The 23,456-nt window shown below is 65.5% G+C and carries 24 protein-coding genes; 7 read left to right on the top strand and 17 right to left on the bottom strand.

Annotation, left to right across the window (positions count from 1 at the left end; all coding sequences use genetic code 11):
• Positions 1-9: 9 nt before the first annotated feature.
• The 5 genes from V6B15_RS13395 to V6B15_RS13375 form a co-directional block, all read right to left on the bottom strand.
• The gene (locus V6B15_RS13395; RefSeq protein WP_334201603.1) at positions 10-1,350 is read right to left on the bottom strand and encodes a S41 family peptidase; all 1,341 of its coding nucleotides are present in this window, start codon (positions 1,348-1,350) and stop codon (positions 10-12) included.
• Positions 1,351-1,455: 105 nt separating this feature from the next.
• Entirely contained in the window at positions 1,456-2,667 is a 1,212-nt protein-coding gene (locus tag V6B15_RS13390; RefSeq protein WP_334201602.1) for a murein hydrolase activator EnvC family protein, read from the bottom strand.
• A gap of 18 nt (positions 2,668-2,685) precedes the next feature.
• On the bottom strand, positions 2,686-3,108 hold the full coding sequence (locus V6B15_RS13385) for a 23S rRNA (pseudouridine(1915)-N(3))-methyltransferase RlmH (RefSeq protein ID WP_334201601.1): 423 nt from the start codon (positions 3,106-3,108) through the stop codon (positions 2,686-2,688).
• Positions 3,109-3,317: 209 nt separating this feature from the next.
• Positions 3,318-3,737 (bottom strand): ribosome silencing factor, encoded by a 420-nt coding sequence (rsfS, locus tag V6B15_RS13380; protein WP_253520848.1) that lies wholly within the window; start codon positions 3,735-3,737, stop codon positions 3,318-3,320.
• 57 nt (positions 3,738-3,794) lie between these two features.
• Positions 3,795-4,457 (bottom strand): nicotinate-nucleotide adenylyltransferase, encoded by a 663-nt coding sequence (locus V6B15_RS13375; protein ID WP_334201600.1) that lies wholly within the window; start codon positions 4,455-4,457, stop codon positions 3,795-3,797.
• A 327-nt stretch (positions 4,458-4,784) separates the two neighbouring features.
• Here V6B15_RS13375 and V6B15_RS13370 point away from each other — a divergent pair, with 327 nt between their 5' ends.
• Positions 4,785-5,870: a M23 family metallopeptidase gene (locus V6B15_RS13370; RefSeq protein ID WP_320181222.1), complete on the top strand. Its 1,086-nt coding sequence runs from the start codon at positions 4,785-4,787 to the stop codon at positions 5,868-5,870.
• A 16-nt stretch (positions 5,871-5,886) separates the two neighbouring features.
• Complete coding sequence (locus V6B15_RS13365) at positions 5,887-6,276, top strand: bactofilin family protein (protein ID WP_253520860.1); 390 nt, start codon at positions 5,887-5,889, stop codon at positions 6,274-6,276.
• Between the two features lie 64 nt (positions 6,277-6,340).
• On the opposite strand, the gene V6B15_RS13360 is transcribed toward V6B15_RS13365, so the two are convergent.
• The 6 genes from V6B15_RS13360 to V6B15_RS13335 form a co-directional block, all read right to left on the bottom strand.
• Positions 6,341-8,014 carry a long-chain-fatty-acid--CoA ligase gene (locus V6B15_RS13360; protein WP_334201599.1) on the bottom strand — a complete coding sequence of 558 codons (1,674 nt, stop codon included), beginning with the start codon at positions 8,012-8,014 and terminating at the stop codon, positions 6,341-6,343.
• Between the two features lie 95 nt (positions 8,015-8,109).
• Positions 8,110-8,835 (bottom strand): DUF1013 domain-containing protein, encoded by a 726-nt coding sequence (locus V6B15_RS13355; protein ID WP_334201598.1) that lies wholly within the window; start codon positions 8,833-8,835, stop codon positions 8,110-8,112.
• Between the two features lie 104 nt (positions 8,836-8,939).
• On the bottom strand, positions 8,940-10,013 hold the full coding sequence (locus tag V6B15_RS13350; protein ID WP_334201717.1) for a glycosyltransferase family 4 protein: 1,074 nt from the start codon (positions 10,011-10,013) through the stop codon (positions 8,940-8,942).
• A 5-nt stretch (positions 10,014-10,018) separates the two neighbouring features.
• Positions 10,019-10,915 carry a UDP-2,3-diacylglucosamine diphosphatase gene (locus V6B15_RS13345; protein WP_334201597.1) on the bottom strand — a complete coding sequence of 299 codons (897 nt, stop codon included), beginning with the start codon at positions 10,913-10,915 and terminating at the stop codon, positions 10,019-10,021.
• 103 nt (positions 10,916-11,018) lie between these two features.
• Positions 11,019-11,633: a glutathione S-transferase family protein gene (locus tag V6B15_RS13340; RefSeq protein WP_320181225.1), complete on the bottom strand. Its 615-nt coding sequence runs from the start codon at positions 11,631-11,633 to the stop codon at positions 11,019-11,021.
• Positions 11,626-12,612: an NAD(P)H-quinone oxidoreductase gene (locus V6B15_RS13335; protein ID WP_334201596.1), complete on the bottom strand. Its 987-nt coding sequence runs from the start codon at positions 12,610-12,612 to the stop codon at positions 11,626-11,628. Before V6B15_RS13335 ends, V6B15_RS13340 begins: the two co-directional genes overlap by 8 nt.
• A gap of 134 nt (positions 12,613-12,746) precedes the next feature.
• Between V6B15_RS13335 and V6B15_RS13330 the strand changes: the two genes are divergently transcribed.
• The 5 genes from V6B15_RS13330 to V6B15_RS13310 all read left to right on the top strand — a co-directional run bounded on the left by V6B15_RS13330 (position 12,747) and on the right by V6B15_RS13310 (position 18,807).
• A complete protein-coding gene (locus V6B15_RS13330; protein WP_334201595.1) occupies positions 12,747-12,947 on the top strand; it encodes a DUF1192 domain-containing protein in 201 nt (66 codons plus the stop codon).
• Positions 12,948-13,075: 128 nt separating this feature from the next.
• Positions 13,076-15,463, top strand: coding sequence for an ATP-dependent Clp protease ATP-binding subunit ClpA (clpA, locus tag V6B15_RS13325; RefSeq protein ID WP_334201594.1), 2,388 nt, complete (start codon positions 13,076-13,078; stop codon positions 15,461-15,463).
• Positions 15,464-15,532: 69 nt separating this feature from the next.
• Entirely contained in the window at positions 15,533-16,540 is a 1,008-nt protein-coding gene (locus V6B15_RS13320; RefSeq protein ID WP_334201593.1) for a ligase-associated DNA damage response exonuclease, read from the top strand.
• A 2-nt stretch (positions 16,541-16,542) separates the two neighbouring features.
• Positions 16,543-18,135 carry a cisplatin damage response ATP-dependent DNA ligase gene (locus tag V6B15_RS13315; protein ID WP_334201592.1) on the top strand — a complete coding sequence of 531 codons (1,593 nt, stop codon included), beginning with the start codon at positions 16,543-16,545 and terminating at the stop codon, positions 18,133-18,135.
• A gap of 30 nt (positions 18,136-18,165) precedes the next feature.
• Positions 18,166-18,807, top strand: coding sequence for a YoaK family protein (locus tag V6B15_RS13310; protein WP_334201591.1), 642 nt, complete (start codon positions 18,166-18,168; stop codon positions 18,805-18,807).
• Here V6B15_RS13310 and V6B15_RS13305 read toward each other — a convergent pair.
• From V6B15_RS13305 to V6B15_RS13280, 6 genes are read right to left on the bottom strand one after another with little or no spacing between them, the layout of a single operon-like run.
• Complete coding sequence (locus tag V6B15_RS13305) at positions 18,804-19,082, bottom strand: DUF167 domain-containing protein (protein WP_334201590.1); 279 nt, start codon at positions 19,080-19,082, stop codon at positions 18,804-18,806. The two genes, V6B15_RS13310 and V6B15_RS13305, sit on opposite strands and share 4 nt — an antisense overlap.
• A complete protein-coding gene (locus tag V6B15_RS13300) occupies positions 19,063-19,638 on the bottom strand; it encodes a gamma carbonic anhydrase family protein (protein ID WP_334201589.1) in 576 nt (191 codons plus the stop codon). Before V6B15_RS13300 ends, V6B15_RS13305 begins: the two co-directional genes overlap by 20 nt.
• Positions 19,635-20,192 carry a GNAT family N-acetyltransferase gene (locus V6B15_RS13295; protein ID WP_334201588.1) on the bottom strand — a complete coding sequence of 186 codons (558 nt, stop codon included), beginning with the start codon at positions 20,190-20,192 and terminating at the stop codon, positions 19,635-19,637. Before V6B15_RS13295 ends, V6B15_RS13300 begins: the two co-directional genes overlap by 4 nt.
• The gene (locus tag V6B15_RS13290) at positions 20,185-20,742 is read right to left on the bottom strand and encodes a GNAT family N-acetyltransferase (RefSeq protein WP_334201587.1); all 558 of its coding nucleotides are present in this window, start codon (positions 20,740-20,742) and stop codon (positions 20,185-20,187) included. The genes V6B15_RS13295 and V6B15_RS13290 overlap by 8 nt, the downstream gene beginning before the upstream one ends.
• A complete protein-coding gene (gene hemB, locus V6B15_RS13285) occupies positions 20,735-21,733 on the bottom strand; it encodes a porphobilinogen synthase (protein WP_334201586.1) in 999 nt (332 codons plus the stop codon). The genes V6B15_RS13290 and hemB overlap by 8 nt, the downstream gene beginning before the upstream one ends.
• Positions 21,734-21,770: 37 nt before the next feature.
• Positions 21,771-23,378, bottom strand: coding sequence for a M23 family metallopeptidase (locus V6B15_RS13280; RefSeq protein WP_334201585.1), 1,608 nt, complete (start codon positions 23,376-23,378; stop codon positions 21,771-21,773).
• Positions 23,379-23,456 lie beyond the last annotated feature (78 nt).

Raw genomic sequence — 23,456 nt, 5'->3', positions numbered from 1 at the left:
CGCTCTATCCTATTTCGCGCGAGCGGCAATGCTCTTGGGGCTCGTGCGGCGCAGCGTTTCGAGCGCGTAATAGAGCTGGAAATCCTCGATGCCCTTGTCCTTCAGCTCTTCCGCCGTCTGGAGGAAGCGCGGATCGGCGCGCGAATCCTTCTCGACCGCATCGTCGTCGAGCCCGATCTCGTTGATCAGGTGACCGCGCAGATCCGATTCGCGCATCTGGAACTTGGCCCGCTTGGCCAGGTCTGGGTCGGAGAGCTGCGGCACTGCGATGTCGGGAGTGATCCCGCCTTCCTGCACCGAATGGCCCGAGGGCGTGTAATAGCGCGCGGTGGTCAGCTTGAGCGCTGCATCACGGCCCAGCGGCAGCAGCGACTGGACGCTGCCCTTGCCGAAGCTACGCTCGCCCATGACCACGCCTCGGCGGTGGTCCTGGATCGCCCCGGCCACGATTTCGGAGGCCGAGGCGGAGCCTGCGTCGATCAGCACGACGATCGGCAGCCCGGCGGCAATATCCCCGCGGAACACGGTCTCGGCGTCATAGGCGATGTTCTCACCCCGCGCGCGGCCGCGCTGCGACACGATACGGCCTTCGGTGAGGAACAGGTCGGACAATGCCACCGCCTCGTCGAGCGAGCCGCCGGGGTTCGAGCGCAAATCGAGCACCAGCCCGCTGAGGCGGCCGGTGGCCTGGCTCTTGAGGTCTTCCCACGCGGCGAAGACATCGCTGCCGACGTCGCGCGAGAACTCGTTGATCATGATGTGGCCGACATTGCCCTCGTGCAGTTCCCAGGTGACCGGTTCGAGCTCGATGACGCCGCGCGTCACACTCACATCGAAGGGTTCGTCGCGGCCGGGGCGGAAGATCGTCAGTTCGATTGCGGTGCCTTCGCGTCCGCGCATCTGCGCCACCGATTCGTCGAGCGTCTGGCCCACGATCAGGCGGCCATCGAGGTGGGTGATGAAGTCGCCGGCCTTGATGCCCATCTTGTCCGCCGGGCTGCCGCGGAAGGGCGAAATGACCTTCACCGCGCCGTCTTCGGCCACGACCGACAGGCCGAGCCCCGAGTAATTCCCGTCGATCATCGTCTCGAGCCGCTGCAGATCGCTGCCGTCGAGATAGCCCGAATGCGGATCGAGCGCGGTCAGCATGCCATCGATCATGCCACGCATCAGCGTCTCGTCATCGACCGGCTCGACATAGCTCGCTTTGATCCGCTGGTAGACCGCAAGGACCTTGGCGAATTCGGGACCCGCGCGGCCATCCACCTGCGCCAGGGTGGCGGTTGTCGCGGGGATCAGCGCGACGGCGGTCACGAGAGCAGCCGAACGGGCGAGGGCGGCGAATTTCATCGGCAAGAAGACTCCTTTGCGGGCGCATAACCTATGGTGTGCGACCGCTTAATGCTAGCTGAGCATGGTTGGTGCCCGTCAGGAAAGCGGTTTTCGACCGGCGGCCTAGCGCAAGTGGTCGAGCGGGTTAACCGGTTCGCCGCCCTGCCGCAGCTCGAGCGTGACCTCGCCGCGCTGTCCCGGCGCGACCCCGAGCGGCGAGCCCGCGGCAACCGCCTGCCCGACTGCGACATCGAGCGTGCCCAGCCCGGTAACAAGGCTGGTCCAGCCATTGGCATGTTCGACGATCACAATCCGGCCATAGCCGCGATAGGGCCCGGCAAAGGCGATTCGTCCCGCACCGGGGGCGACGACCTGCGCGCGCGGCCGCGCGGCGAGCGCGATTCCCGCCTGCCGCTGGCCGCTGGTGCCCGCTTCGCCGAAACCCGCGGTAATCTCGCCCGCGACCGGCAGTTGGTACTGGCGCGGTGGCTGGGTGGCGCTGGGGATCGGGCTCGGGGTTGCGGCGAGGCGCGCGGAAGCGGGATCGGCGGGGCGGGGCAGGGGACCGGGCAAGGCGGCCAGCTGGGCGCGCAGCGATCCCGCCGCTTCGAGCCGTCCGACGAGCTGGTCGAGATCGAGCGCCTGTTCGGCCAGCACCAGCGCGCGTTGCGCTTCGCGGTCCGCCCCACCCGCCGCCTGGCGCGCCTTGAGCCGTTCCTGCTCGGCGAGCGCGACCAATTGCTTGCGCCGCCCGACGAGTACCGTTTCGCTTTCGCGGCGATCGGAAACCGCGGCGCGCGCTTCGGTTTCGAGCGTCCTGGCGCGGTCGAGATCGCCGCGCAGCGAGCTGGTTCGCTCGCGCACCAGCGGGATCGTGCTGGCAAGGACCGCGCGGGTATAGACCAGATCGCGCAGCGACCCGGGTTGCAGCGCCGACAGCGCGAGCGGGCGTCGCGACATCGACTGCAAGGCGCCGGTCAGCCGGACCAGCGGGGTCCGGCGCGCTGCCAAGCGGCGGTCGAGCATGCGGCGTTCGCGATTGGCCAGCGCCAGCCGGGCTTCGGCCGCGGCGATACCGGCCTCAGCCTGCTGCACGCGTGCCGCTAGCGCCGCCGCCGCGCTACGCGCTTTTTCCGAAGCTTCGCGCGAGCGCGCGGCCTGCTGCTCGAGGCGTTCCCCGCGGGCCCGCGCATTGCGCTGCTGCACGCGCGCGGCATCGAGCTGGGCACGGGCATCCTCGGCGCTTCCGAGCGGGGTCGGCGCCTGCGCGATCGCCGGCAGCCACAGCAGGCCTGCGGAAAGCGTAACGGCAAGGGCGGCGAGACGGCGGCTCATCGGGGCATTTCTGCCCGATCAATTGCTGCGATGATAGGGGTGGCCCGCGATAATCGTCGTCGCGCGATAGAGTTGTTCGGCCAGCATCGCGCGCGCCAGCAGGTGCGGCCAGGTCGCCGAGCCGAAGGCAAGCAGCAGATCGGCTTCGGCGCGGTCTTCCGCCGCATGTCCGTCCGCCGCGCCGAGCATGAAGCGGCATTCGCGCATGCCATCGTCGCGCCAACGTCCAAGGATCGCGGCGAGCTGTTCGGAGGAGAGGTCCTTGCCGCGCTCGTCGAGCAGCACGGTTTTGACCGGTGTCAGCGGATCGGGAATGCGCCCGCCGGTTTCGGGCAGTTCGGTGAATTTGACCGGCCAGGTCAGCCGCTTCTCATACCGCGCGACCAGGTCCGCCTCGGGCGAGCGAGCGATCTTTCCGCGGGCGATGATATGGAGGAGCATTGCGTGTTGGTCTCAAGTTCCTGCGGCGCAGTTATCAGCCCAACCCGCTAGGCGGATGCTCCGGGCCTATCGGCCCATCAGTAGCGGTGTGGGCCACCAGTCCGGGCCGGAGGAGGCCCGGCTAGGGCGACCGCCCGCCCGCAGGGGCCCGCAGCGCAGCGCGGAACAGCCCCGAGGGCGCTCGTGCGGAGGCGCGAGCGGAAAGCCGGCTAAGCCGTGCCGGCGACCGGCGGGGCATCTCCGAACGCCCACATGCGCTCGAGATTGTAGAAGCTGCGCACTTCAGGGCGGAACAGGTGGACGACGACGTCGCCCGCATCGAGCAGCACCCAATCGGCTGCGGGAAGCCCTTCGAGCTTCACCGGGCCAAAGCCGGCCTGCTTGACCTTCTCGGCCAGTTTCTGCGCCATTGCGGCGACCTGGCGGGTCGAGCGGCCCGAGGCGATCACCATGTGATCGGCAATCGAGCTCTTGCCCTCGAGATCGATGGTCACGACCTCCTGTGCCTGGTCGTCGTCAAGCTGCTGCAGCACCAACTTGAGCAGTGGATCGGTGGTCGCGTCAGCCAAGTCGATGACCTGTGCCGATGCGGGTCCGGACGAAGCCGGATGGGTTTGCGCCTGAGTCATAGGCGGATGCGTTACTCCTGAATTGAGAGGCTTGGGCCATGGAAGGGACAACGCGCATCATGGCGCGGTGGTTTCCTCCCCCGACGGTATTAAGCGATGCGTCAACTGGTCCCTCGGAGGCGGTCCGGCGAAGCGTAAGGCCCAGTCGGGATCGCCGCGGCGGATTGCCGTGGCCGATCGTTCGTCGGGATCGAAACGCAATGTCACCAGTGCCGGTGCGCTCCATTCGCCCCTGTTCACAAAGCTGGACAATGGCACCGAAAAGCGCCGCAGCCAGGCCATCGCGGGGCTTGCGAGGGCAGCAGCATCATAGCCGGGCCGCGCGATGACTGCAATCGGCATCCTGCGCGCAATGTCGCGCCAGGCCTTCCAGCGGTGGAATTGCGCCAGATTGTCCGCTCCCATCAGCCACACGAAGTCGTGCTTGGAATAGCGTCGGGTGAGCGCACCGAGCGTATCGACCGTGTACCGCGTGCCAAGTTCGCGCTCGATCGCGGTGACGCGGATCGGGGCGCGCCGCGCCTGCACCATCGCCGAACGCACGCGCGCGGTGAGCGGCGCCATGCCCGCCTGCGGCTTGAGCGGGTTCCCAGGCGACACCATCCACCAGACCTCGTCGAGCTCGAGTGCGCGCTGCACGAACAGCGAAATTCGCCGATGGCCGCCATGCGCCGGGTTGAAGCTGCCGCCGAGCAGACCGATTCGCCGCTTGCCGCGCATCAGATTCGGGGCTCGGGAAATTTGTCGTATTTATACAATGACTTGCTGGGCGCAGCCGAAGGAAATCGTAAGCTATTGGTAAACCACACTTTAATCTCTGACCTTCGGTCCGAGCCAAAATTTAGCGAGCGCTCAAACGACTCGTCCCACCGATGCTTCGACTCGTAGATTCTACGGGAACCGCGATTCGATTTCACAAGCAACCTTTGTTAGCTGTCTCAATGGGACATAAGAGACCATAAGGGACGGGTCGTTTTGAGCAATAACAATGCCAGCATTGGCTTGGGGGATCGCTTACGCAGCTGGTTTCCCGATCGCGAATTTTTCATGCGGTCGGAAGGCCAGGTTCGCTTCATCACCATTTCATCGAAGGTCCAGATGACCGCCGCAGCGGTATCGCTGACGGCGCTGATCGTCTGGGCGGCATCGATGGCGGGCGCGGGTTGGTCGCAATATCGCGCCACCGCCGACCGCCTGTCGCTGCTCGACCGCGAGGCGAAGGTCGCCACCGCGACCGAACGGGTGAACGCCTATCGCAGCGATATCGATGCGGTCGCCACCGATCTGGCCAAGCGCCAGGAATTCATCGAGGACATGGTCGCTTCGCTGCCCGAAGACGTGAAGACCGCGGCCAGCACGAGCGATTCCGCTGGCGAGGCAAGCGAGACGATCAGCAAGGTCAGCCTATCGATCCCCGAAGCCAGCGCGCTGGCGAAGATCGAAGCGCGCCAGCTGGTGTTCGTCGAAGGCCTGACCCGCTATGCCGACGCGCGCGCCCAGCGTGCCACCGTCGCGCTCAAGACGCTCGGCCTCGACCCCGCCAGCATGATGCGCAACGCCGACCGCAGCGCGATGGGTGGTCCGCTCGAGAATCTCGTCACCGATGCCGATGGCGGGATCGATCCGCGCTTCGAACGGCTCGGCCTGTCGATTGCCCGCATGGCCGCACTCGAGCGGGGTCTCGAAGGGGTCCCGCAAGTTGCGCCCGCACGCACCGATATGATTTCGAGCGGCTTCGGCTATCGCCGCGACCCGTTCACCCGCCGCGGCGCAATGCACAAGGGTCTCGATTTCCGGGGTGCCGTCGGCACGCCGATCCAGGCTGCATCGGCCGGCCGCGTCAGCTTCGTCGGCTGGAAGGGCGGTTATGGCAAGACGGTCGAGATCTCGCATGGCAACGGGCTGATGACGCGCTATGCGCATATGTCGCGGTTCGACGCCAAGCCCGGCCAGCGCGTCGCGGCGGGCGAGACAATCGGGGCGATCGGCAATACGGGTCGCTCGACCGGCGCGCACCTCCATTTCGAGGTGCGGATCAACAATCGCGCGGTGAACCCGCGTACCTTCCTGGAGACCGCTCCCAATGTTCTCGAAGAAATCCGGCGAGCTCCCCAGCTCGCCTCAGGCCAGTAATTCGGGACGCGAGCGTATGGCCAGCAAAAGCAATTCCACCTTCTCGGTCCTGGGATCGGACCTCACGATCACCGGCGATATCGAGGCCTCGGCCGATCTCCACATCGACGGGTCGGTCGAAGGCGACATCGCCTGTTCCTCGCTCGTGCAGGGCGAGGAAAGCCGCGTGAAAGGCGCGATCAAGGCCGAAACCGCGCGGCTAGCCGGAACGGTCGACGGATCGATTACCGCGCGCGAGCTGGTCATTCTCAAGACCGCCCGAATCACCGGCGATGTCTTTTATGACGCGCTGACCATCGAACAGGGCGCGCAGGTCGAAGGCCGATTCGCGCATCGCGACGCCAAGGCCAAGGCGCCCGGGCTGACGCAGCCGGCGACCAAGCCGGAGCTCGCCGTAGCCGGCTGAGCCAATCCATTTCGGAGGGGAGGAGGGCCGCTTGCGCATGACGCATGCGGCCTTCTCTTTTTGGCTAGTCGAGCACTTCGGCGCGCAGCGCCTTGCGGTCGAGCTTGCCGATCATAGTCTTGGGCAGATCCTCACGGATGATAACAGCATCGGCGCGCTCGTGCTTGCCCACGCGCGCGTTGAGCCATTGCTTGAGCTGTTCGCCGCTCGCGTCATGACCCGCCTTGAGCGTCACATAGGCCACCGGCATTTCGCCGTGATAGGCATCGGGACGGCCGATCACCAGCGCCTCCTTCACCGCCTCATGCTCGAGCAGAACGTCCTCGACCTGGCTCGGGAAGACCTTGAAGCCGCCGACCGCGATCATGTCCTTGATCCGGTCGACGATCTCGAGAAATCCATCGGTATCCACGGTCGCTACATCGCCCGTGCGCAGCCAGGTCTTGCCGAGATGTTCGACGAAAATGTCCTTGGACGCCTCGGGACGGTTCCAATAGCCCCGCATGACCTGCGGACCATGGAGCGCGAGTTCGCCCGGTTCGCCATCGGGCGCGATGATTGCCGGGTCTTCCTTGTCGAGCAGCAGTACTTCGGTCTGCATGATGACCTGGCCGATGGTGCCGGGCTTGCGCGTCCCTTCATAGGGGTTGGCCGAGACCACCCCCGCACTCTCGGTCAGGCCATAGCCTTCGACCAGCCGGACGCCGGTGTCCGCCTCGAATTGCTCGCGTAGTGGGCCGGGCAGCGGCGCGCCGCCCGAAATGCACACTTTGAGTGTCGAGAAATCGGTCTTGGCGAGATCGGGATGGTCGAGCAATGCCTGGAACATCGTCGGCACGCCGGGGAATCCCGTGGCGCCATATCGCGCGATCGTCTGCAGCACCTGTCCTGCCTCGAACCGCGGGACCATGGCGATCGACGCGCCGGTCAGCACCGCATGGTTGAGCAGCGCGGTATTGGCGAAGACATGGAAGAACGGCAGCGCGCCGAGGAAGACCTCTCCCGTCGGGTTGCCGAAGGGGTTGAGTCCTGCGGTCTGCTGCGCATTGATCGACAGATTCGCATGGGTGAGCATGGCGCCCTTGGGTGTGCCGGTCGTGCCCCCGGTATATTGCAGCAGTGCAAGACCCTGCGGATCGATTGCGGGCAGTTCGCCCGGGTTCCGCTCGCCGCTCTCCAAGAAGCCGCGCCACGGCAGGATCGATGGGCCGTAGGCTACCTTGGCGATCTTGCTGCGCGCGAGCACGCGCATCGCCAGACCCTTGAGCGTGGGCAGCATCTGGGGAAGCGAACTTACGACCAGCGTTTCGAGCGCGGAGCCGTGCAGCACTTTTTCCGCGGTGGCGTAAAGCTCGGGCACATCGACCGTGACCAGCAGCCGGGTCCCCGAATCGGCGACCTGCTGCTCGAGCTCCTCGACCGAATAGAGCGGCGAGAAATTGACCACCACGGCCCCCGCCATCATCGCCCCGTAATAGGCGGCGACATAGCTCGGGACATTGGGCAGGAAGAGCCCGACCCGGTCGCCCTCGGCGATTCCCCGCGCCCGAAGGGCATGGGCAAAGGCCTGCGCATCGCTAAGCAGCTCGCGATAGGGGTAGGTGCGACCGAGGAAATGCAGCAGCGGCGCATCGGGCGAGGCCTGCGCCGTCCGCGAGAACATGGCGGGCAGCGCCAGCGCTTCGAAATGCGTATCCCATGGCACCGGGTGGTGGTTCGGCAGCTTGCTTACATCCATGTCAGTAGCATGGCCTCTCTCGCTTCAAAGGCAAGCAAAAAGGCGGGAAAAGCCATAGCCTTCCCCGCCTTCCGGAATTTTATGCGCCGACAGGATCAGGCCTGGTCGGGTTCCGCAGTCTCGCCCGCGTCTTCGGCAGCGCGCTTGGCTTCGAGCCAGGCGGCGGCTTCGGCTTCCTGCACGGCTTCTGCAGCAGCCTTTTCATTGGCCTGGCGCTCGGCCCGCAGCTCCTCGATCAGCTTCTCGCGATCGCTGCCGCCGGTGGTTTCGACCGGTGCGGCTTCGTCTTCGATGCCGGCCTTCTTCGCTGCCTTGGCGACGACCGCGTCGAGTTCGCGCTGCGAACACAGGCCGAGCGTCACCGGATCCTTGGGCTGGATGTTCTGGATGTTCCAGTGGCTGCGCTCACGGATCGCGGTGATCGTGTTGCGCGTGGTGCCGATCAGCTTGCCGATCTGCGCATCCGAAATCTCCGGATGGTTGCGCAGGATCCAGGCGATGCCATCGGGCTTGTCCTGGCGCTTCGAGACCGGCGTGTAGCGCGGCCCCTTGGTGCGGCTGACCGCAACCGGGGCGCGCTGCATCTTGAGCCGGTAATCGTTGTCCGCCTGTCCTTTTTCGATCTCCTCCTGCGTCAGCTCGCCCGAGTGGACGGGGTCGCGGCCGGTATATTTGCTGCCCGTGAGATCGTCCGCCATGGCCTGCACTTCGAGGATATGAAGGCCGCAAAACTCGGCGATCTGTTCGAACGACAGGCCGGTGTTATCGACCAGCCAGGTGGCGGTCGCATGCGGCATCAGCGGTTTGGGTTGGTCGGCCATTGAAATGCCTTTTCTCGTCTTACGAAAATAGAAGGCCGCCCCTCGCGGGACGGCCGTTATCGTGCCGATGTAGGGGAGAGCGCCGGATTCGGCAAGCGAAAGCCTCAGGCCGCGGGAAGCTGCTCCGCCTCGAAAGCCGCGAGCCCGCTGAGGAACTGTCCCGTCGCGGCGGCCCAGCTGAAGCTTGCGCCATACCGGGCACAGGCGGCACGGTTGCAGAAAAGTGCCGCACCGATCGCGCGGGCGAGTTCCTCACCCAATGCGCCGACCGCGCTGGTCACGATATCGCGCGGTCCGGCAACCGGATAGGCGGCGACCGGAGTCCCGCAGGCCAGCGCCTCGATCATAACCAGCCCGAAAGTGTCGGTCCTGCTCGGGAAGACGAAGACATCCGCCCCGGCATAGCACCCCGCCAGATCGCGCCCCGAACGCCGCCCCAGAAAGTGCGCTTCGGGATATTTCGCGCGCAGCGATGCCAGCGACGGTCCGTCGCCGACGACGACCTTGCTGCCGGGATAGTCGGCTTCGAGGAACGCCTCGACGTTCTTTTCAACCGCGACCCGGCCGACATAGAGCTGGATCGGGCGCGGCAGATCGGCAAATTCGGGCGGTGGCGGTGCATCGGGCGTAAAGCAGGCGAGATCGACCCCGCGGCTCCAGCGGTGCAGCTGGGTCAGTCCATGCGCGCGCAATTCCTCGCTGATGCTCTCGGTCGCCACCAGCACGCGTTTGGCGGGGCGGTGGAACCACTGGATATACCGCCAGAACCATGCGGCAGGCAGATGCGTGCGCTTGGCGAGATAGTCGGGAAACTGCGTGTGATAGGCGGTGGTGAAGCGGATATCGTGTTTTGCACAATAGCGGCGTGCCGTCATGCCGAGCGGACCCTCGGTGGCGATGTGGATCGCCTCGGGCGAAAACGCGCGCAGGCGGTTCGCCACCGCGCCCGGGACGGCTAGCGCCAGCCGGATTTCGGGATAGGTCGGACAGGGCACGCTGGCGAATTCGTCGGGCGAGACGACCAGCACATCGTGCCCCTGTTCGCGCAAGTGATCGCAAGTCGTGGTGAGCGTGCGGACGACGCCATTCATCTGTGGCAGCCATGCGTCGGTGACGATCGCAATCCGGTGCGGCGCGCTCGGCTGAACCTCGCAGATCTGGGCGCGCGCGCCGGACATCGAACTCACGCGGCCTCCGGGACCGATGGCGCGGCCACTGACTGCTCGGCTTCGCGCCGGGCAATCTCATCGGGCCAGTGGAGGATTTCCATGGTCCCGTCGAAATGCTCGACCAGCGCGTTACAACCCTCGACCCAGTCGCCGTCGTTCCAATATTCGATCTGCTTGCCATCATGGTCGAAGGTGCGGAATTCGGCGGTATGGATATGGCCGCAGACCACGCCATCGACACCCCGTTCGGCCGCGGCACGGGCGACAACTTCCTCGTATTTCGAAATGAACTCGACCGCGTTCTTGACCTTGTGCTTGGCGGCCTTCGAGATCGACCAATAGGGCAGGCCCAGCCGCTTGCGCGCGCCGGCCACCCAATTGTTGAGCTTCATCATCACATGGTAGAGCGCGTCGCCGACGAAGGCGAGCCAGCGGTGCGCCAGCATGATGGTGTCGAATTCGTCGCCATGCAGCACCATCAGGCGGCGCCCGTCGGCAGTATCGTGGAATGCCGCGCGCATGATCTCGACCCCGCCCAGGTTCATCCCGCTGAACGGGCGGACCATTTCGTCGTGATTGCCGGGAATATAGACGATCCGCGTACCGCGCTTGGCACGCTTGAGGATGCGCCAGACGATATCGTTGTGTTCCGGGGGCCAGTAGACCTTCTTCTTCAACCGCCAGCCATCGATGATGTCGCCGACGAGATACATCGTCTCGCTATCGGTGTGGTCGAGGAAATCGATCAGCAGTTCGTGATTGCAGCCCCTGGTGCCGAGATGGACATCGCTGATCCAGATCGTGCGAAACTCGCGCCGCTTGCCGATCGTGCGTTCGGGCACGCTCGGTTTGATCGACGGAAAACTGGCGACCTTGTGGACGGCATCGAAGTCGGTGGGCAGATCATTCATGGGCCGGGCTCCCCTGATGAGTATCAGGGCCAGCCATGGCGATGGATTGTTACGAGCGATTCACATTGCCGTTACGGATCGGCGACATTGCGACACTTTGGGTTCACCCCATGGGGATGAAATCGGGGAGCTGCGACACCCGTTCGATCCAGCGTTCGACCGCCGGATAGTCGCCCAGCCCGAAGCCGCCTTCGTCCGCCACATGGGTATAGGCGAACAGCGCGATATCGGCGAGCGAGACGCTATCGCCCACAAACCAGTCGTGCCCGGCAAGATGGCCGTCCATCAGCGACAGCGCCTCGCAGCCGGCGATCCGCTTGGCCATCATCTGCGCCTTCTGCTGCGGTGAAAGCTGCGCGCTACCGATGAAATGCAGCCAGAAGCGCATCGTCGCGATGTTGGGCTCATGGCTGTATTGTTCGAAGAACATCCAGCGCAGCATATCCGCCTGGTCGAAGCTGTCCTGCGGGATCAGTGCGCTGCCCGAGGCGAGATACCAGCAGGCGGCATTGCTTTCGGGCAGGAAGCGGTTGCCGATCTGCAGCACGGGGATGCGCCCGTTCGGATTGACCCGCTCGAGGAAGTCGGGCGTGCGCGTTTCCCCGGCGATGATATCGTATTGCCGGGTTGCGAGCGGCAGGCCGAGCAGCGCGGCGGTGAGCTTGATCTTGTAGCAATTGCCGCTGCGCGGATCCTCGTGGAGCGTGACCTCAGTCACCGGCTACCTCGAGCACGATCTTGCCGATATGATCGCCCGCCTCCATCCGCGCATGCGCGGCACTCGCATCGGCAAGCGCGAAGGTCTGGTCCATCACCGGTGCGATCGTGCCATCCTCGAACAGGGGCCAGGCATGGTTGTAGATCTCGTCGGCGAGCAGCGCCTTGAAATCGTCCGAGCGCGGCCGCAGCGTCGAGCCGGTCAGCGCCAGCCGCTTGCGCATGACCGTGGCCATGTTGATTTCGGCCTTGAGCCCGCCGAGCACGGCGATGGTTACATGCCGCCCGTCATCGGCCAGACATTCGATATTGCGCGCGACGTAATCGCCCGAAACCATGTCGAGCACGACGTTGACACCCTGACCGCCGGTGAAGGTCTTTACCTCCTCGACGAAGTCCTGCGTCATGTAATTGATCGCCAGATCCGCCCCCAGATCGCGGATCGCCTGACATTTCTCTTCGCTTCCCGCGGTCGCGATCACGGTGATGTCGAAGGCCTTGGCCAGCTGGATCGCCATGGTCCCGATCCCGCTGGTGCCGCCATGAACCAGCAGCGTGTCGCCGTTCCCGGCCCAGCCGCGCTCGAACACATTGTGCCACACGGTGAACAGCGTTTCGGGGACTGCCGCGGCGACTTCCATCGTCATCGCCTTGGGCACGCGCAGGCAATGCGCCGAATGTGCCAGGCAGTATTCGGCATAGCCACCACCCGACACGAGCGCGCAGACGCGCCTGCCCAGCATTTCGGGCGGCGCGCCCTTGCCGATCGCCACTACGGTGCCCGATACTTCGAGGCCCGGGACCGGCGAGGCGCCGGGTGGCGGCGGATAATAGCCCTGCCGCTGGATCACGTCGGGCCGGTTGACCCCGGCGTAAGCGACACGGATCAGCACCTGGTTCTCGCCCGGTTGGGGCACGGGCAACTGCTCGGACCGCAATACCTCGGGTCCGCCGGGCTTGTCGAAACCCGTCGCTGACATCGTTTTCGGCAAATCTGCTGCCACTCGCGCCCCCATCGCCATTGTTCCCTGCGTGTCGTCCCTGCCACGCTCGGCCGTGCAATACCGCGCTGCCCCGTTGACAGCAACCACACAGAATTGCGACATTGGTCCCAATGGATGACGATGCCCGTCCGCGCCCGCGAGGCGACGCCGCGAGCCTGCTTATGGCCGAGGACCTCGGCCCCTATTCGCAAGATGAACTGGCGGTGCGGATCGCACTGCTCGAAGCCGAGATCGACCGGGTCGAGAAACACCGCAGCTCGGCTGCCGCGCATCGCAATGCCGCCGAGGCATTGTTCGGGCGAAAGGAATAGTTGGTGATGCGGGGGCTGAAAATATTGCCCTGCGCACCCATATCCGGCGAGCATACAGCATTGGCTAACCTTCGGCCCATAGGCTGTCCCGTATTCGCCCCGTGCGAATCCCATGAGAAAGACATCTGATGCCCAGCTTTGCCGCCAATCTCGAAAAGACCCTCCACGCCGCACTCACCGATGCGGGCGAGCGCCGGCACGAATATGCGACGCTCGAACACCTGCTGCTCGCACTGATCGACGACGAGGATGGCGCGCAAGTGATGTCGGCCTGCGGGGTCGACCTTGGCGAGCTGACCGCGGTGGTGAAGCAGTATCTCGAACAGGAATACCAGTCGCTGCAATCGGACGAAACCGCCGACCCGCAGCCGACCGCGGGGTTCCAGCGGGTGATCCAGCGCGCAATCCTGCATGTCCAGTCGAGCGGCAAGGATACGGTGACCGGCGCCAATGTGCTGGTCGCGCTGTTTTCCGAACGCGACAGCTATGCGGTCTATTTCCTCCAGCAGCAGGACATGAGCCGGCTCGACGCGGTGAGCTTCATCAGCCACGGCATCGGCAAGGGCGGCAAGCAGGTCGAAAGCCGTCCTTCGCAGGGCGCCGAAGAAGGCGAGGCGCAGAGCGAGGACAAGGCCGCCGAGAAGGGCAAGAAGGAAACCGCGCTCGACCAGTTCACCGTCAATCTCAACAAGAAGGCCGAAGATGGCCGGATCGATCCGCTGATCGGCCGCGGGCCCGAGGTCGACCGGACGGTCCAGATCCTGTGCCGCCGGAGCAAGAACAACCCGCTTTATGTCGGTGATCCCGGCGTCGGGAAAACCGCGATTGCGGAAGGTCTTGCGCGCAAGATCGTCGAAGGCGAAGTGCCCGAAGTGCTGCAGGACGCGGTGATCTATTCGCTCGACATGGGCGCGCTGCTTGCCGGGACGCGCTATCGCGGCGATTTCGAGGAGCGGCTGAAGCAGGTCGTGAACGAGCTCGAAGGCATGCCCGATGCGATCCTGTTCATCGACGAAATTCACACGGTCATCGGCGCAGGCGCGACCAGTGGCGGGGCGATGGATGCGTCGAACCTGCTCAAGCCGGCGCTGAGCTCGGGTGCGATCCGCTGCATCGGCTCGACCACCTACAAGGAGTTCCGCAACCACTTCGAGAAGGACCGCGCGCTGCTGCGCCGCTTCCAGAAGATCGATGTGAACGAGCCCACGATCGAGGACACGATCAAGATCCTCAAGGGGTTGAAGACCGCGTTCCAGGACCACCACAAGGTGACCTACACGGTCGACGCGCTCAAGACCGCGGTCGAGCTTTCGGCGCGCTACATCAACGACCGCAAGCTGCCCGACAAGGCGATCGACGTGATCGACGAGGTCGGCGCGATGCAGATGCTGGTCCCGCCCAGCCGCCGCAAGAAGAAGATCACCGCACGCGAGATCGAGGCGGTGATCGCGACCATGGCGCGCATCCCGCCCAAATCGGTATCGAAGGACGACAAGAGGGCGCTCGAAAATCTCGACCGCGACCTGCGACGCGTCGTCTTCGGGCAGGATGCGGCGGTCAAGAAGCTGTCGACCGCGATGAAGCTGTCGCGCGCGGGCCTGCGCGATCCGGACAAGCCGATCGGCTCGTTCCTGTTCAGCGGCCCGACCGGTGTCGGCAAGACCGAGGTCGCACGCCAGCTCGCCAGCATCATGGGGATCGAGCTCAAGCGCTTCGACATGTCCGAATATATGGAGCGTCACAGCGTTTCACGCCTGATCGGCGCACCTCCGGGCTATGTCGGTTACGACCAGGGCGGGCTGCTGACCGATGCGGTGGACCAGAACCCGCATTGCGTACTGCTGCTCGACGAGATCGAGAAAGCGCATCCCGACCTGTTCAATATCCTGCTGCAGGTCATGGATAATGGCCGGTTGACCGACCACCACGGCAAGACGGTCGATTTCCGCAATGTCGTGCTGATCATGACCACCAATGCGGGCGCGGCCGACATGGCAAGCCAGGGAATCGGCTTTGGCGACGTGTCGAAGGAAGATGCGAGCGAGGAAGCGGTGAAACGCATGTTCACCCCCGAGTTCCGCAACCGCCTCGATGCGGTGGTGCCCTTCGCCTATCTGGGCCGGGATACCGTTGCGCGCGTGGTCGACAAGTTCATCCTCCAGCTCGAATTGCAGCTGGCCGAACAGAATGTCGATATCCAGTTCGACCAGGACGCCCGCGCATGGCTGGCGGACAAGGGCTACGACCGCCTCTATGGCGCGCGTCCGATGGGCCGCCTGATCCAGGAAAAGATCAAGCAGCCGCTCGCCGAGGAACTGTTGTTCGGCAAGCTGGCCGATGGCGGCGAGGTTTCGGTGACGATGAAGGACGCCAAGCCGAGCTTCGAGCTGACCCCTGCCCCGCCCAAGGCCAAGCGCAAGGCGCCGCCGCGCAAGAAGGCAGCGGAAAAGAAGGCACCGGCGAGCAAGAAACCGGCGGCCGATGCCAGCGAAAGCACCGACGAGAGCGAAAGCTGAGCGGCAGGGAAAACCACTTCGAGGGGGCGCCACCGGGAACGGTTGGCGCCCCTTTCGTTTGAATCGGGGATGGCTGCAGCCCCCTTCTCCTGGATCAAACCCGAACCGCACGGTATCCATGTCGTCCCCGCTGAATGCTGGATCGACCCCAGCCGCGCGGTCGACCGCGCCCTGGTCACGCATGGCCATGCCGATCATGCGCGCGGTGGCCATGGCCAGACCGTGGCCACCCCCGCCACGCTGGCGATCATGGAGTTGCGCTACGCAACTAAGGAGGGCGCTACTCCGGTCGAATATGGCGAGACGATCAGTCTGCCGGGCGGGGTGGATGCGACCTATATCCCCGCCGGTCATGTGCTCGGCAGTGCGCAGATCCTGCTCGAGCATGCGGGTGAGCGCGTGGTGGTAACCGGCGATTACAAACGCCGAGCCGATCCCACCTGCCCCCCGTTCCAGGTCACCCCCTGCGATATCTTCATCACCGAGGCGACCTTCGGGCTGCCGGTGTTTTGCCACCCCCCGATCGAGGAAGAAATGGCCAAGCTGCTCGAACGGCTCGCCGCGCATCCCGATCGCTGCGTGCTGGTCGGCGCCTATGCGCTGGGCAAGGCGCAGCGGGTCATCGCCGAGCTACGCCGCGCGGGCCATATGGACCCGATCTACCTGCATGGCGCGATGGAGAAGATGTGCCGGCTCTATGAAGAGCACGGCGTGGATCTCGGCGAACTGCGGCTGGTCGCGGATTACACGAAGGAAGACATGCGCGGTGCGGTGGTGGTCAGCCCGCCATCGGCGCTCAACGACCGCTGGAGCCGCCGCCTGCCCGATCCGATCACCGCGATGGCGAGCGGCTGGATGCGCGTGCGCCAGCGTGCCCGGCAGCGCAATGTCGAGCTGCCGCTGGTGATTTCCGATCACGCCGACTGGGGCGAATTGACGCGCACGATCAGGGAAGTCGATGCCGCGGAAAACTGGATCACCCACGGGCGCGAGGATGCGCTGCTGCGCTGGTGCCAGCTCAACCAGCGCCGTGCGCGGGCGCTGGCGATGGTGGGATATGAGGATGAGGACGACTAGCGGTGGAGGAGTTTGCCGCCCTGATCGACGCGCTCGTCTACACCCGCAGTCGCAACGAGAAGCTGCGGCTGATCGCGGAATATCTGCGCGCGACGCCCGATCCGGATCGCGGCTGGGCGCTGGCGGCGCTGGCCGACGGGCTCGACTTCCCCGCGGTCAAAAGCTCTACCATCCGCAATCTGCTTAAGGACCGGGTCGATCCGGTGCTGTGGACGCTGAGCCGCGACTTCGTCGGCGACACCGCGGAAACCGCGAGCCTGCTGTGGCCCGCACCCGATCAGGCGCCATCGCCGCCCACGGTTAGCGAAGCGGTCGAGCAGCTCGCCGCAATGAACCGCAAGAGCGTGCTTACCGAATTGCCCCGGCTGCTCGATCGGCTCGACGCGTCGGGCCGCTATGCGCTGCTGAAACTGGCGACCGGGGGAATGCGCATCGGGGTCTCCAGCCGCCTCGCCAAGACTGCGTTTGCGCAGGCTTTCGCGGTCTCGGTCGACGAGGTGGAAGAGTATTGGCACGGGCTCGACGCGCCCTATGACGCGCTGTTCGGCTGGGCCGCGCGCGGCGAGGCGCCGCCCGATATCACCAATCTGCCGACCTTCCGCCCCTTCATGCTCGCACATCCGCTCGAGGAGACCACGGTCGATCTGGCGGACTATGCCGCCGAGTGGAAGTGGGACGGCATTCGCGTACAACTGGTCCGCGCGGGCGAGGAAACCCGTGTCTACTCGCGTTCGGGCGACGATATTTCGGCGACCTTTCCCGAGCTGCTCGATGCGCTGCCCTTCCCCGCAGTGCTCGATGGCGAACTGCTGGTGCGCGGTTCGGCGCAGGGCGGCGAGGAAGGCGGAGCGGCAAGTTTCAACGCGCTGCAGCAGCGGCTGGGGCGCAAGACCGTCAGCAAGAAGATGCTGCAGGACTATCCGGCCTTCGTGCGACTTTACGACACGCTGCTGATCGAGGGTGAGGATGTGCGCACCCTCGCATGGAGCGAGCGCCGCGACCGCCTCGAAGCGCTGATGTCGCGACTACCCGACAGCCATTTCGATATCAGCAAGGTGGTGCCGGCGAGCGATTTCGAGCATCTCGCACAGATCCGCGAAGGCAGCCGCGACGATGCGATCGAAGGGCTGATGCTCAAGCGCAAGGACAGCCCCTATATCGCCGGGCGGCGCGTCGGCTATTGGTATAAGTGGAAGCGCGACCCGCTGCTGGTTGATTGCGTGCTGATGTATGCGCAGCGCGGATCGGGCAAGCGGTCGAGCTTCTTTTCCGATTACACCTTCGGCTGCTGGGATGGCGATCCCGACCGGGGCGCCGATCTGCTGCCCGTGGGCAAGGCCTATTCGGGCTTTACCGACGAGGAGCTGAAAAAGATCGACCGCCACGTGCGGCAAAATACGATCAACCGTTTCGGACCGGTGCGCGAAACCGAGAAGACACTGGTATTCGAAGTCGCATTCGACAGCGTGCACGAAAGCAAACGGCACAAATCGGGTCTCGCGATGCGGTTTCCGCGCATCCACCGCATCCGCTGGGACAAGCCGCCGCATGAAGCGGATCGGATCGAGGCCCTGCGCGCGCTCATCCGGGATTGAATTCTCCGCACCAGTCCGCATGGTGCTGCGATGCAACGCTACGATCGCAGCCGCCAGAAACTCGCCGTGGGGCTGGCATTCCTCGCCGGCCAGGTCGATGCCATCGGTTTCGTGGTTGCGGGCGGCTATTTCACCTCTTTCATGTCGGGCAATACGACGCGGCTGGGCGTCGAGCTGGTCGCCGAACGCGCGCTGGCGTGGATCCCGATCCTCGTCATCGCCTGCTTTATCGGGGGCGTGATCGCCGGTGCGCTGGTCGCGTTTGGCCGACAGGGACAGCATAAGCGCATCCTGCTCGCCATGGTCACCGCGATGCTCGGGGTGGCCACGCTGGCGCTGGCGCACGCCCACGACATGGCCTTCCTCGCGCTCGCCGCCGCGGCGATGGGGGTCGCCAATAACGTCTTTTCGCGCGAGGGCGAGGTGACCGTCGGGGTGACGTATATGACCGGGGCGCTGGTGCGCTCGGGCCAGGGGGTGGCAGCGCGCATCCTTGGCCGCTCCAGTAAAGCCATGCGCGGTTATCCGACGCTGTGGCTGGCGCTGGCGGTGGGCGCGGTAGGCGGGGCCTGCCTCTATGCGGTTGACCCGCTTGTCGCCGCGGGAGCAGCGGCGGGCCTTGCACTGCTGCTGTTCGCCTTTGCGGTCAGCATCGAGACACGCGCCGCCTAAGGATCGAGCTGGAGCACCTTCTCACGCGAAGTCGCGCCGCGCACAATCCGACAGCGTGACGTCACGACCCCAAGAGCGCGCGCCACCAGTTTCGCGACTGCGGTATTGGCCGCCCCATCGCTGGGCCTGGCGCGTACCTTTACCAGCACCCGGCCCTCTTCCACGCTGATCGCTTCGGTCCGGGCGCCGGGCGTCACGCGGAGACGTAGCTGGTCGCCGGCCACCAGGTCCCATAGCGCTGCGGGGTCGGGCAGGTCAGCCTTGGGCCGCGGCATCGACGACCGCAGCCGCGTGATGTTTGGCATTTTCGGCATAATGCGCGACGCCCATCCGCATGCCGGCGATGGCGGCATCGTCGAGATCGCGCATCTTGCGCGCCGGCCGGCCGCCCCACAATTCGCGCGCGGCCATCACCTTGCCCTCGGTCAGCATGGCACCAGCGGCGAGCATCGCATCCGAACCGATCACCGCCTTGTTCATCGCAATGGCGCCAAGGCCGACGAAGCCGCGATCCTCGATGGTGCAGCCATGGACCATCGCCATATGGCCGACCAATACGTCGTCACCGATGATGAGCGGCGAACCGCCCGGGTCGCCGGGGCGCTCGGGGTCGCAATGGCATACGCTACCATCCTGGATGTTCGACCGCTCGCCAATCACGATCCGGCTCACGTCGGCGCGCAGGACGCAATTGTACCACACCGAGCTGTCGGCCCCGATCTCGACATTGCCGATGATCGTGCAGCCGGGCGCGACAAAGGCGCTATCGTGGATGCGCGGCGTGTGCCCGTGGATCGGGATGATGGTGACACCAGGGCGGCTCGCGGTCATTGGCTGCTCTCCCATTGTTCTTGCGTGAGCGAATACTGGATCGTCGGATTGTCTTCCGCGGGGAAGGCAGGGTCTGCGAAATCGAGATCCTCGCGGCGGACCATGCCGAGCTTTTGCATCAGTTTCCAGCTTCCGCCATTGGCGTGGCTGGTCAGCGCCACGACGTGCGGCGCCGCGATGCGTGTGAAGGCCCAGTCGAGCACCGCGCGCATCGCCTCTTCGGCATAGCCGCGCCGCCAGCGATCCTCGCGCACCAGCCAGCCGATCTCGTGATCGCCGACATTGGGCGCCAGCGGGTTGTCGACGCGCTTGATCCCGCAATGCCCGACCATCTCGCCGCTCGCCTTTTCGATCATGAACAGGAAGCTGAAGCCCTCGCGCGCATACATCGCCATGGCCTTGGCGTGCTTGGCCTCGATCTCGTGCAATTCCTTGACGCCCCCAAGCCGCGCCATCACCGACGGCGTATTGAGCAGGCGATCCTGCTCGATAGCGTCGCCTTCCTCGATCGTGCGCAGGATCAGCCGGTCGGTTTCGGCGATGATATCAGCCACGATGGGCTGTCCAGGATGCGCGATCGGCCGAATAGATGATGATGACCGGGTCCTCCTTGTCGAACTCCGCATTGTCGAAATCGAGATCCTCGCGGCGGCGCATTCCCAGCCGCTCCATCAACCCCCAGCTGGCCGTGTTGCGCTGAACCGTCATGGCGATCACCTCTTCCGCATCGAACCGGTCGAAGGCAAGATCGAGCGAGGCGGTAGCCGCCTCTTTCGCATAGCCCCTGCCCCAGGCGTCTTCGCGCAGCCGCCAGCCCACTTCCATCATGCCGAGCGGCCCGCCCGCCTGATTGGAACGCTTGAGACCGCAGAAACCGAGGATCGCGCCATCGCCGCTGCGCTCGACGCACCAGAAGGTGTGGCCATGCTCGCGTTCGTAGGAGAGCAGGCGCTGCTGCGCCGCATCGCGCTTCGCACCATCGCAAACTCCGCCCAGCCAGCGCATGACGCCGGGCGTATTGGTCCCCTCCCAGAAGAGCGGCCAGTCTTCCTCACGCCAGTCGCGCAGGATCAACCGGTCGGTCTCGTGGCGAAACTCAGCCATTGAGCAATTGGGCGGCGCGCGGAGCGTGATAGGTCAGCACCCCGCTGCATCCGGCGCGCTTGAAGGCAAGCAGCTTTTCCATCAGCAACGCATCACGGTCGCCGACCCCGGCGGCCGCGCCGACCTCGATCAGCGCATATTCCCCGCTGACTTGATAGGCGAACACCGGCACGCCGAATTCCTGCTTGGCGCGCCAGATGATGTCGAGATAGGCGAGGCCCGGCTTGACCATCACGCTGTCGGCGCCCTCGGCGATGTCGAAAGCGATTTCGCGCAGCGCCTCGTCGCCATTGGCGGGGTCCATCTGGTAGCTTTTCTTGTCGCCCTTGAGCAGGCCGCCCGAGCCCACCGCGTCGCGGAACGGGCCGTAGAAGGCCGAGGCGTATTTGGCCGCATAGGCCATGATCTGGACATTGGGATGCTGGTTCATTTCCAGCGCCATGCGGATCGCCTTCACGCGGCCATCCATCATGTCGGACGGGGCGATGATATCGGCCCCCGCAGCGGCCTGGTTGACCGCCTGGTCGACCAGCACCGCTACTGTATCGTCATTGACGACATAGCCGGCCTCGTCGAGCAGCCCGTCCTGGCCGTGGCTGGTATAGGGATCGAGCGCGACATCGGTGAGGATGCCGATATCGTTGCCGCAGGCATCGCGGACCGCCTTGATCGCGCGGCACATCAGATTGTCGGGATTGAGCGCCTCGGCCCCGTCATCGCTGCGCCGATCGGGCTGCGTGTTGGGGAACAGCGCGATGCAGGGGATGCCCAGATCGACCGCCTCCTTCGCGCGTTTGGCGATATGGTCGACCGACCAGCGCGACACGCCCGGCAGGCTGGCGACCGGCTCCTCGACACCGGAACCATCAGTGACGAACAGCGGCCAGATCAGGTCTGACGGGGTGAGCACGGTTTCGCGGTGCATCGCGCGGCTCCACCCGCTCGAACGGGTACGGCGCAGGCGCGTGGCGGGATAGTGGGCATTGGTCATTGCAGCGCAATGCCGCAAGCGCGCGCGGGGCGCAATCTCAGCTCCGCTTGGGTGGGGCCAGCTTGTCGATCTCGCGGACGGGTTCGGTAGCGGCGACCTCGGCCGCGGTCTGCTCGAGTTCGGACAAAGCCGCGCCCGGTTCGACCGTTTTGATCCGCGCCAGCGCGTTCTTGAAGCGCCGCAATTCGGCACCGGCGAGCTGTGCGCGGGTGACATACTGAACCGAAGAGGGATCGATCGCGCGCCCGTTGCGGTACATTTCGTAATGCAGGTGCGGGCCGGTGGAGAGGCCGGTCGAACCGACATAGCCGATGACCTGCCCGCGCCGAACGCTCTGACCGCGGTTCACCGCGACGCGGCTCATGTGGCAATAGCGCGTGTCGAGCGAGGCATCGTGCCGCAGGCGCACCGCGTTACCGCAGCCACCCATCCGCCCAGCGCCGGTCACACGTCCATCGGTCACCGCCACGATCGGGGTGCCATGGCGCGCCTTGAAATCGAGGCCCGAATGCATCCGGCGATAGCCGAGGATCGGATGGCGCCGCATGCCGAAGCGCGAGGTGGTGCGGCCCGGAACGGGGGCCATCAGCCCGCCGCGCTGTTCGCTGACACCCGAGGCTTCGTAGAATTCGCCGTCTGTGCCCCAGCGCATCAGCTGCACGCGCGGCTGTTCGCCCCGGTCGAGCCCGGCATAGAGCAATTGCCCCGCCTGCCGTTCGCCGGTGGCGGCGCGGCGATGCGCGACGACGAAATCGAACGTGTCGCCCGCGCGTATATCGCGGTCGAGATTCACATATTGACCGAGCGTCTTGAGATAGGCCTGAACTGCACTCGCCGGGGCACCAGCGGCGCGGGCCGAGCGATAAAGGCTGTCGCCCACCGTACCGCGAATACGCAAAGGGGTATCGTCGACGCGGATGACCTTCTTGGTCAGTGACAGGTCGGCCCCTTCGTCGAACCGGCCGATATCGAGTTCGAGATCGAACCGGGCGCGGAAAGCGATCGATTCGAGCGGACGGGGCGCGCCCGGTGCAGGACGGCGGCCGAGCACGATGTCGAACGTCGTGCCGGGCTCGAGGTCGCTCAGCGCGGTCGCGCCCGCGACCAGTTCGGCAACGCGCAGGCTATCGTCGCGGCCCACGCCCGCACGGCGCAACATGCGTTCGAAGCTGTCGCCCTTGGCGAGTGTCGCGACCATATCCAGCGTCGGGCGCTCGGGCGCACCGGCGAGCGGTTCGACCAGCGCGGTCGCCCCCATATGCCGGCCGCTGTCCGCACCAAGGGCGAGCGGCAGGATCATCTGGCTGCGGTATTCGTCGCGCACCGCGTCGTCGATATGCGCGGGAGCGGCGGCTTCGAGCGGGGCGAAGCTTGGCCAGAAGGCCAGCGCCGCAGCGGTCAGGCCGACGAAGGTGCCCAGCCCGCGCAGCCAGCGCTTGCTGCCGATCTCGCTACCGAGGTCGGGCGCGAGATCGAGCTTTGCAATGCGGTGCGACAGGCGTTCGCGCGCATCGGTCCAGGAATAGGCAGGCACGGATGCGGCGGAAAGGATCTGGTCATGCGCAAGCGCGGCAGCGGGCTGACCCGGTCCGCCAGTTGCGTGCGGCCGGTCGCTCTCTTCCGAATCTGCATGGGACGTATACACGTCGCGTGTCCCTTCTATCTGGCCGCCCCGGCGGGGAAGCGAGCGGCCCGACCCGTGATGGTGGTCGTCTGCCCGCTT

It is taken from the genome of Qipengyuania sp. Mu-71 (genome assembly GCF_036867055.1).
Classification (GTDB): domain Bacteria; phylum Pseudomonadota; class Alphaproteobacteria; order Sphingomonadales; family Sphingomonadaceae; genus Qipengyuania; species Qipengyuania profunda.
The sequence above is the reverse complement of the archived record's forward strand: the minus strand, read 5'-3'. Positions and strand labels throughout refer to the sequence as shown.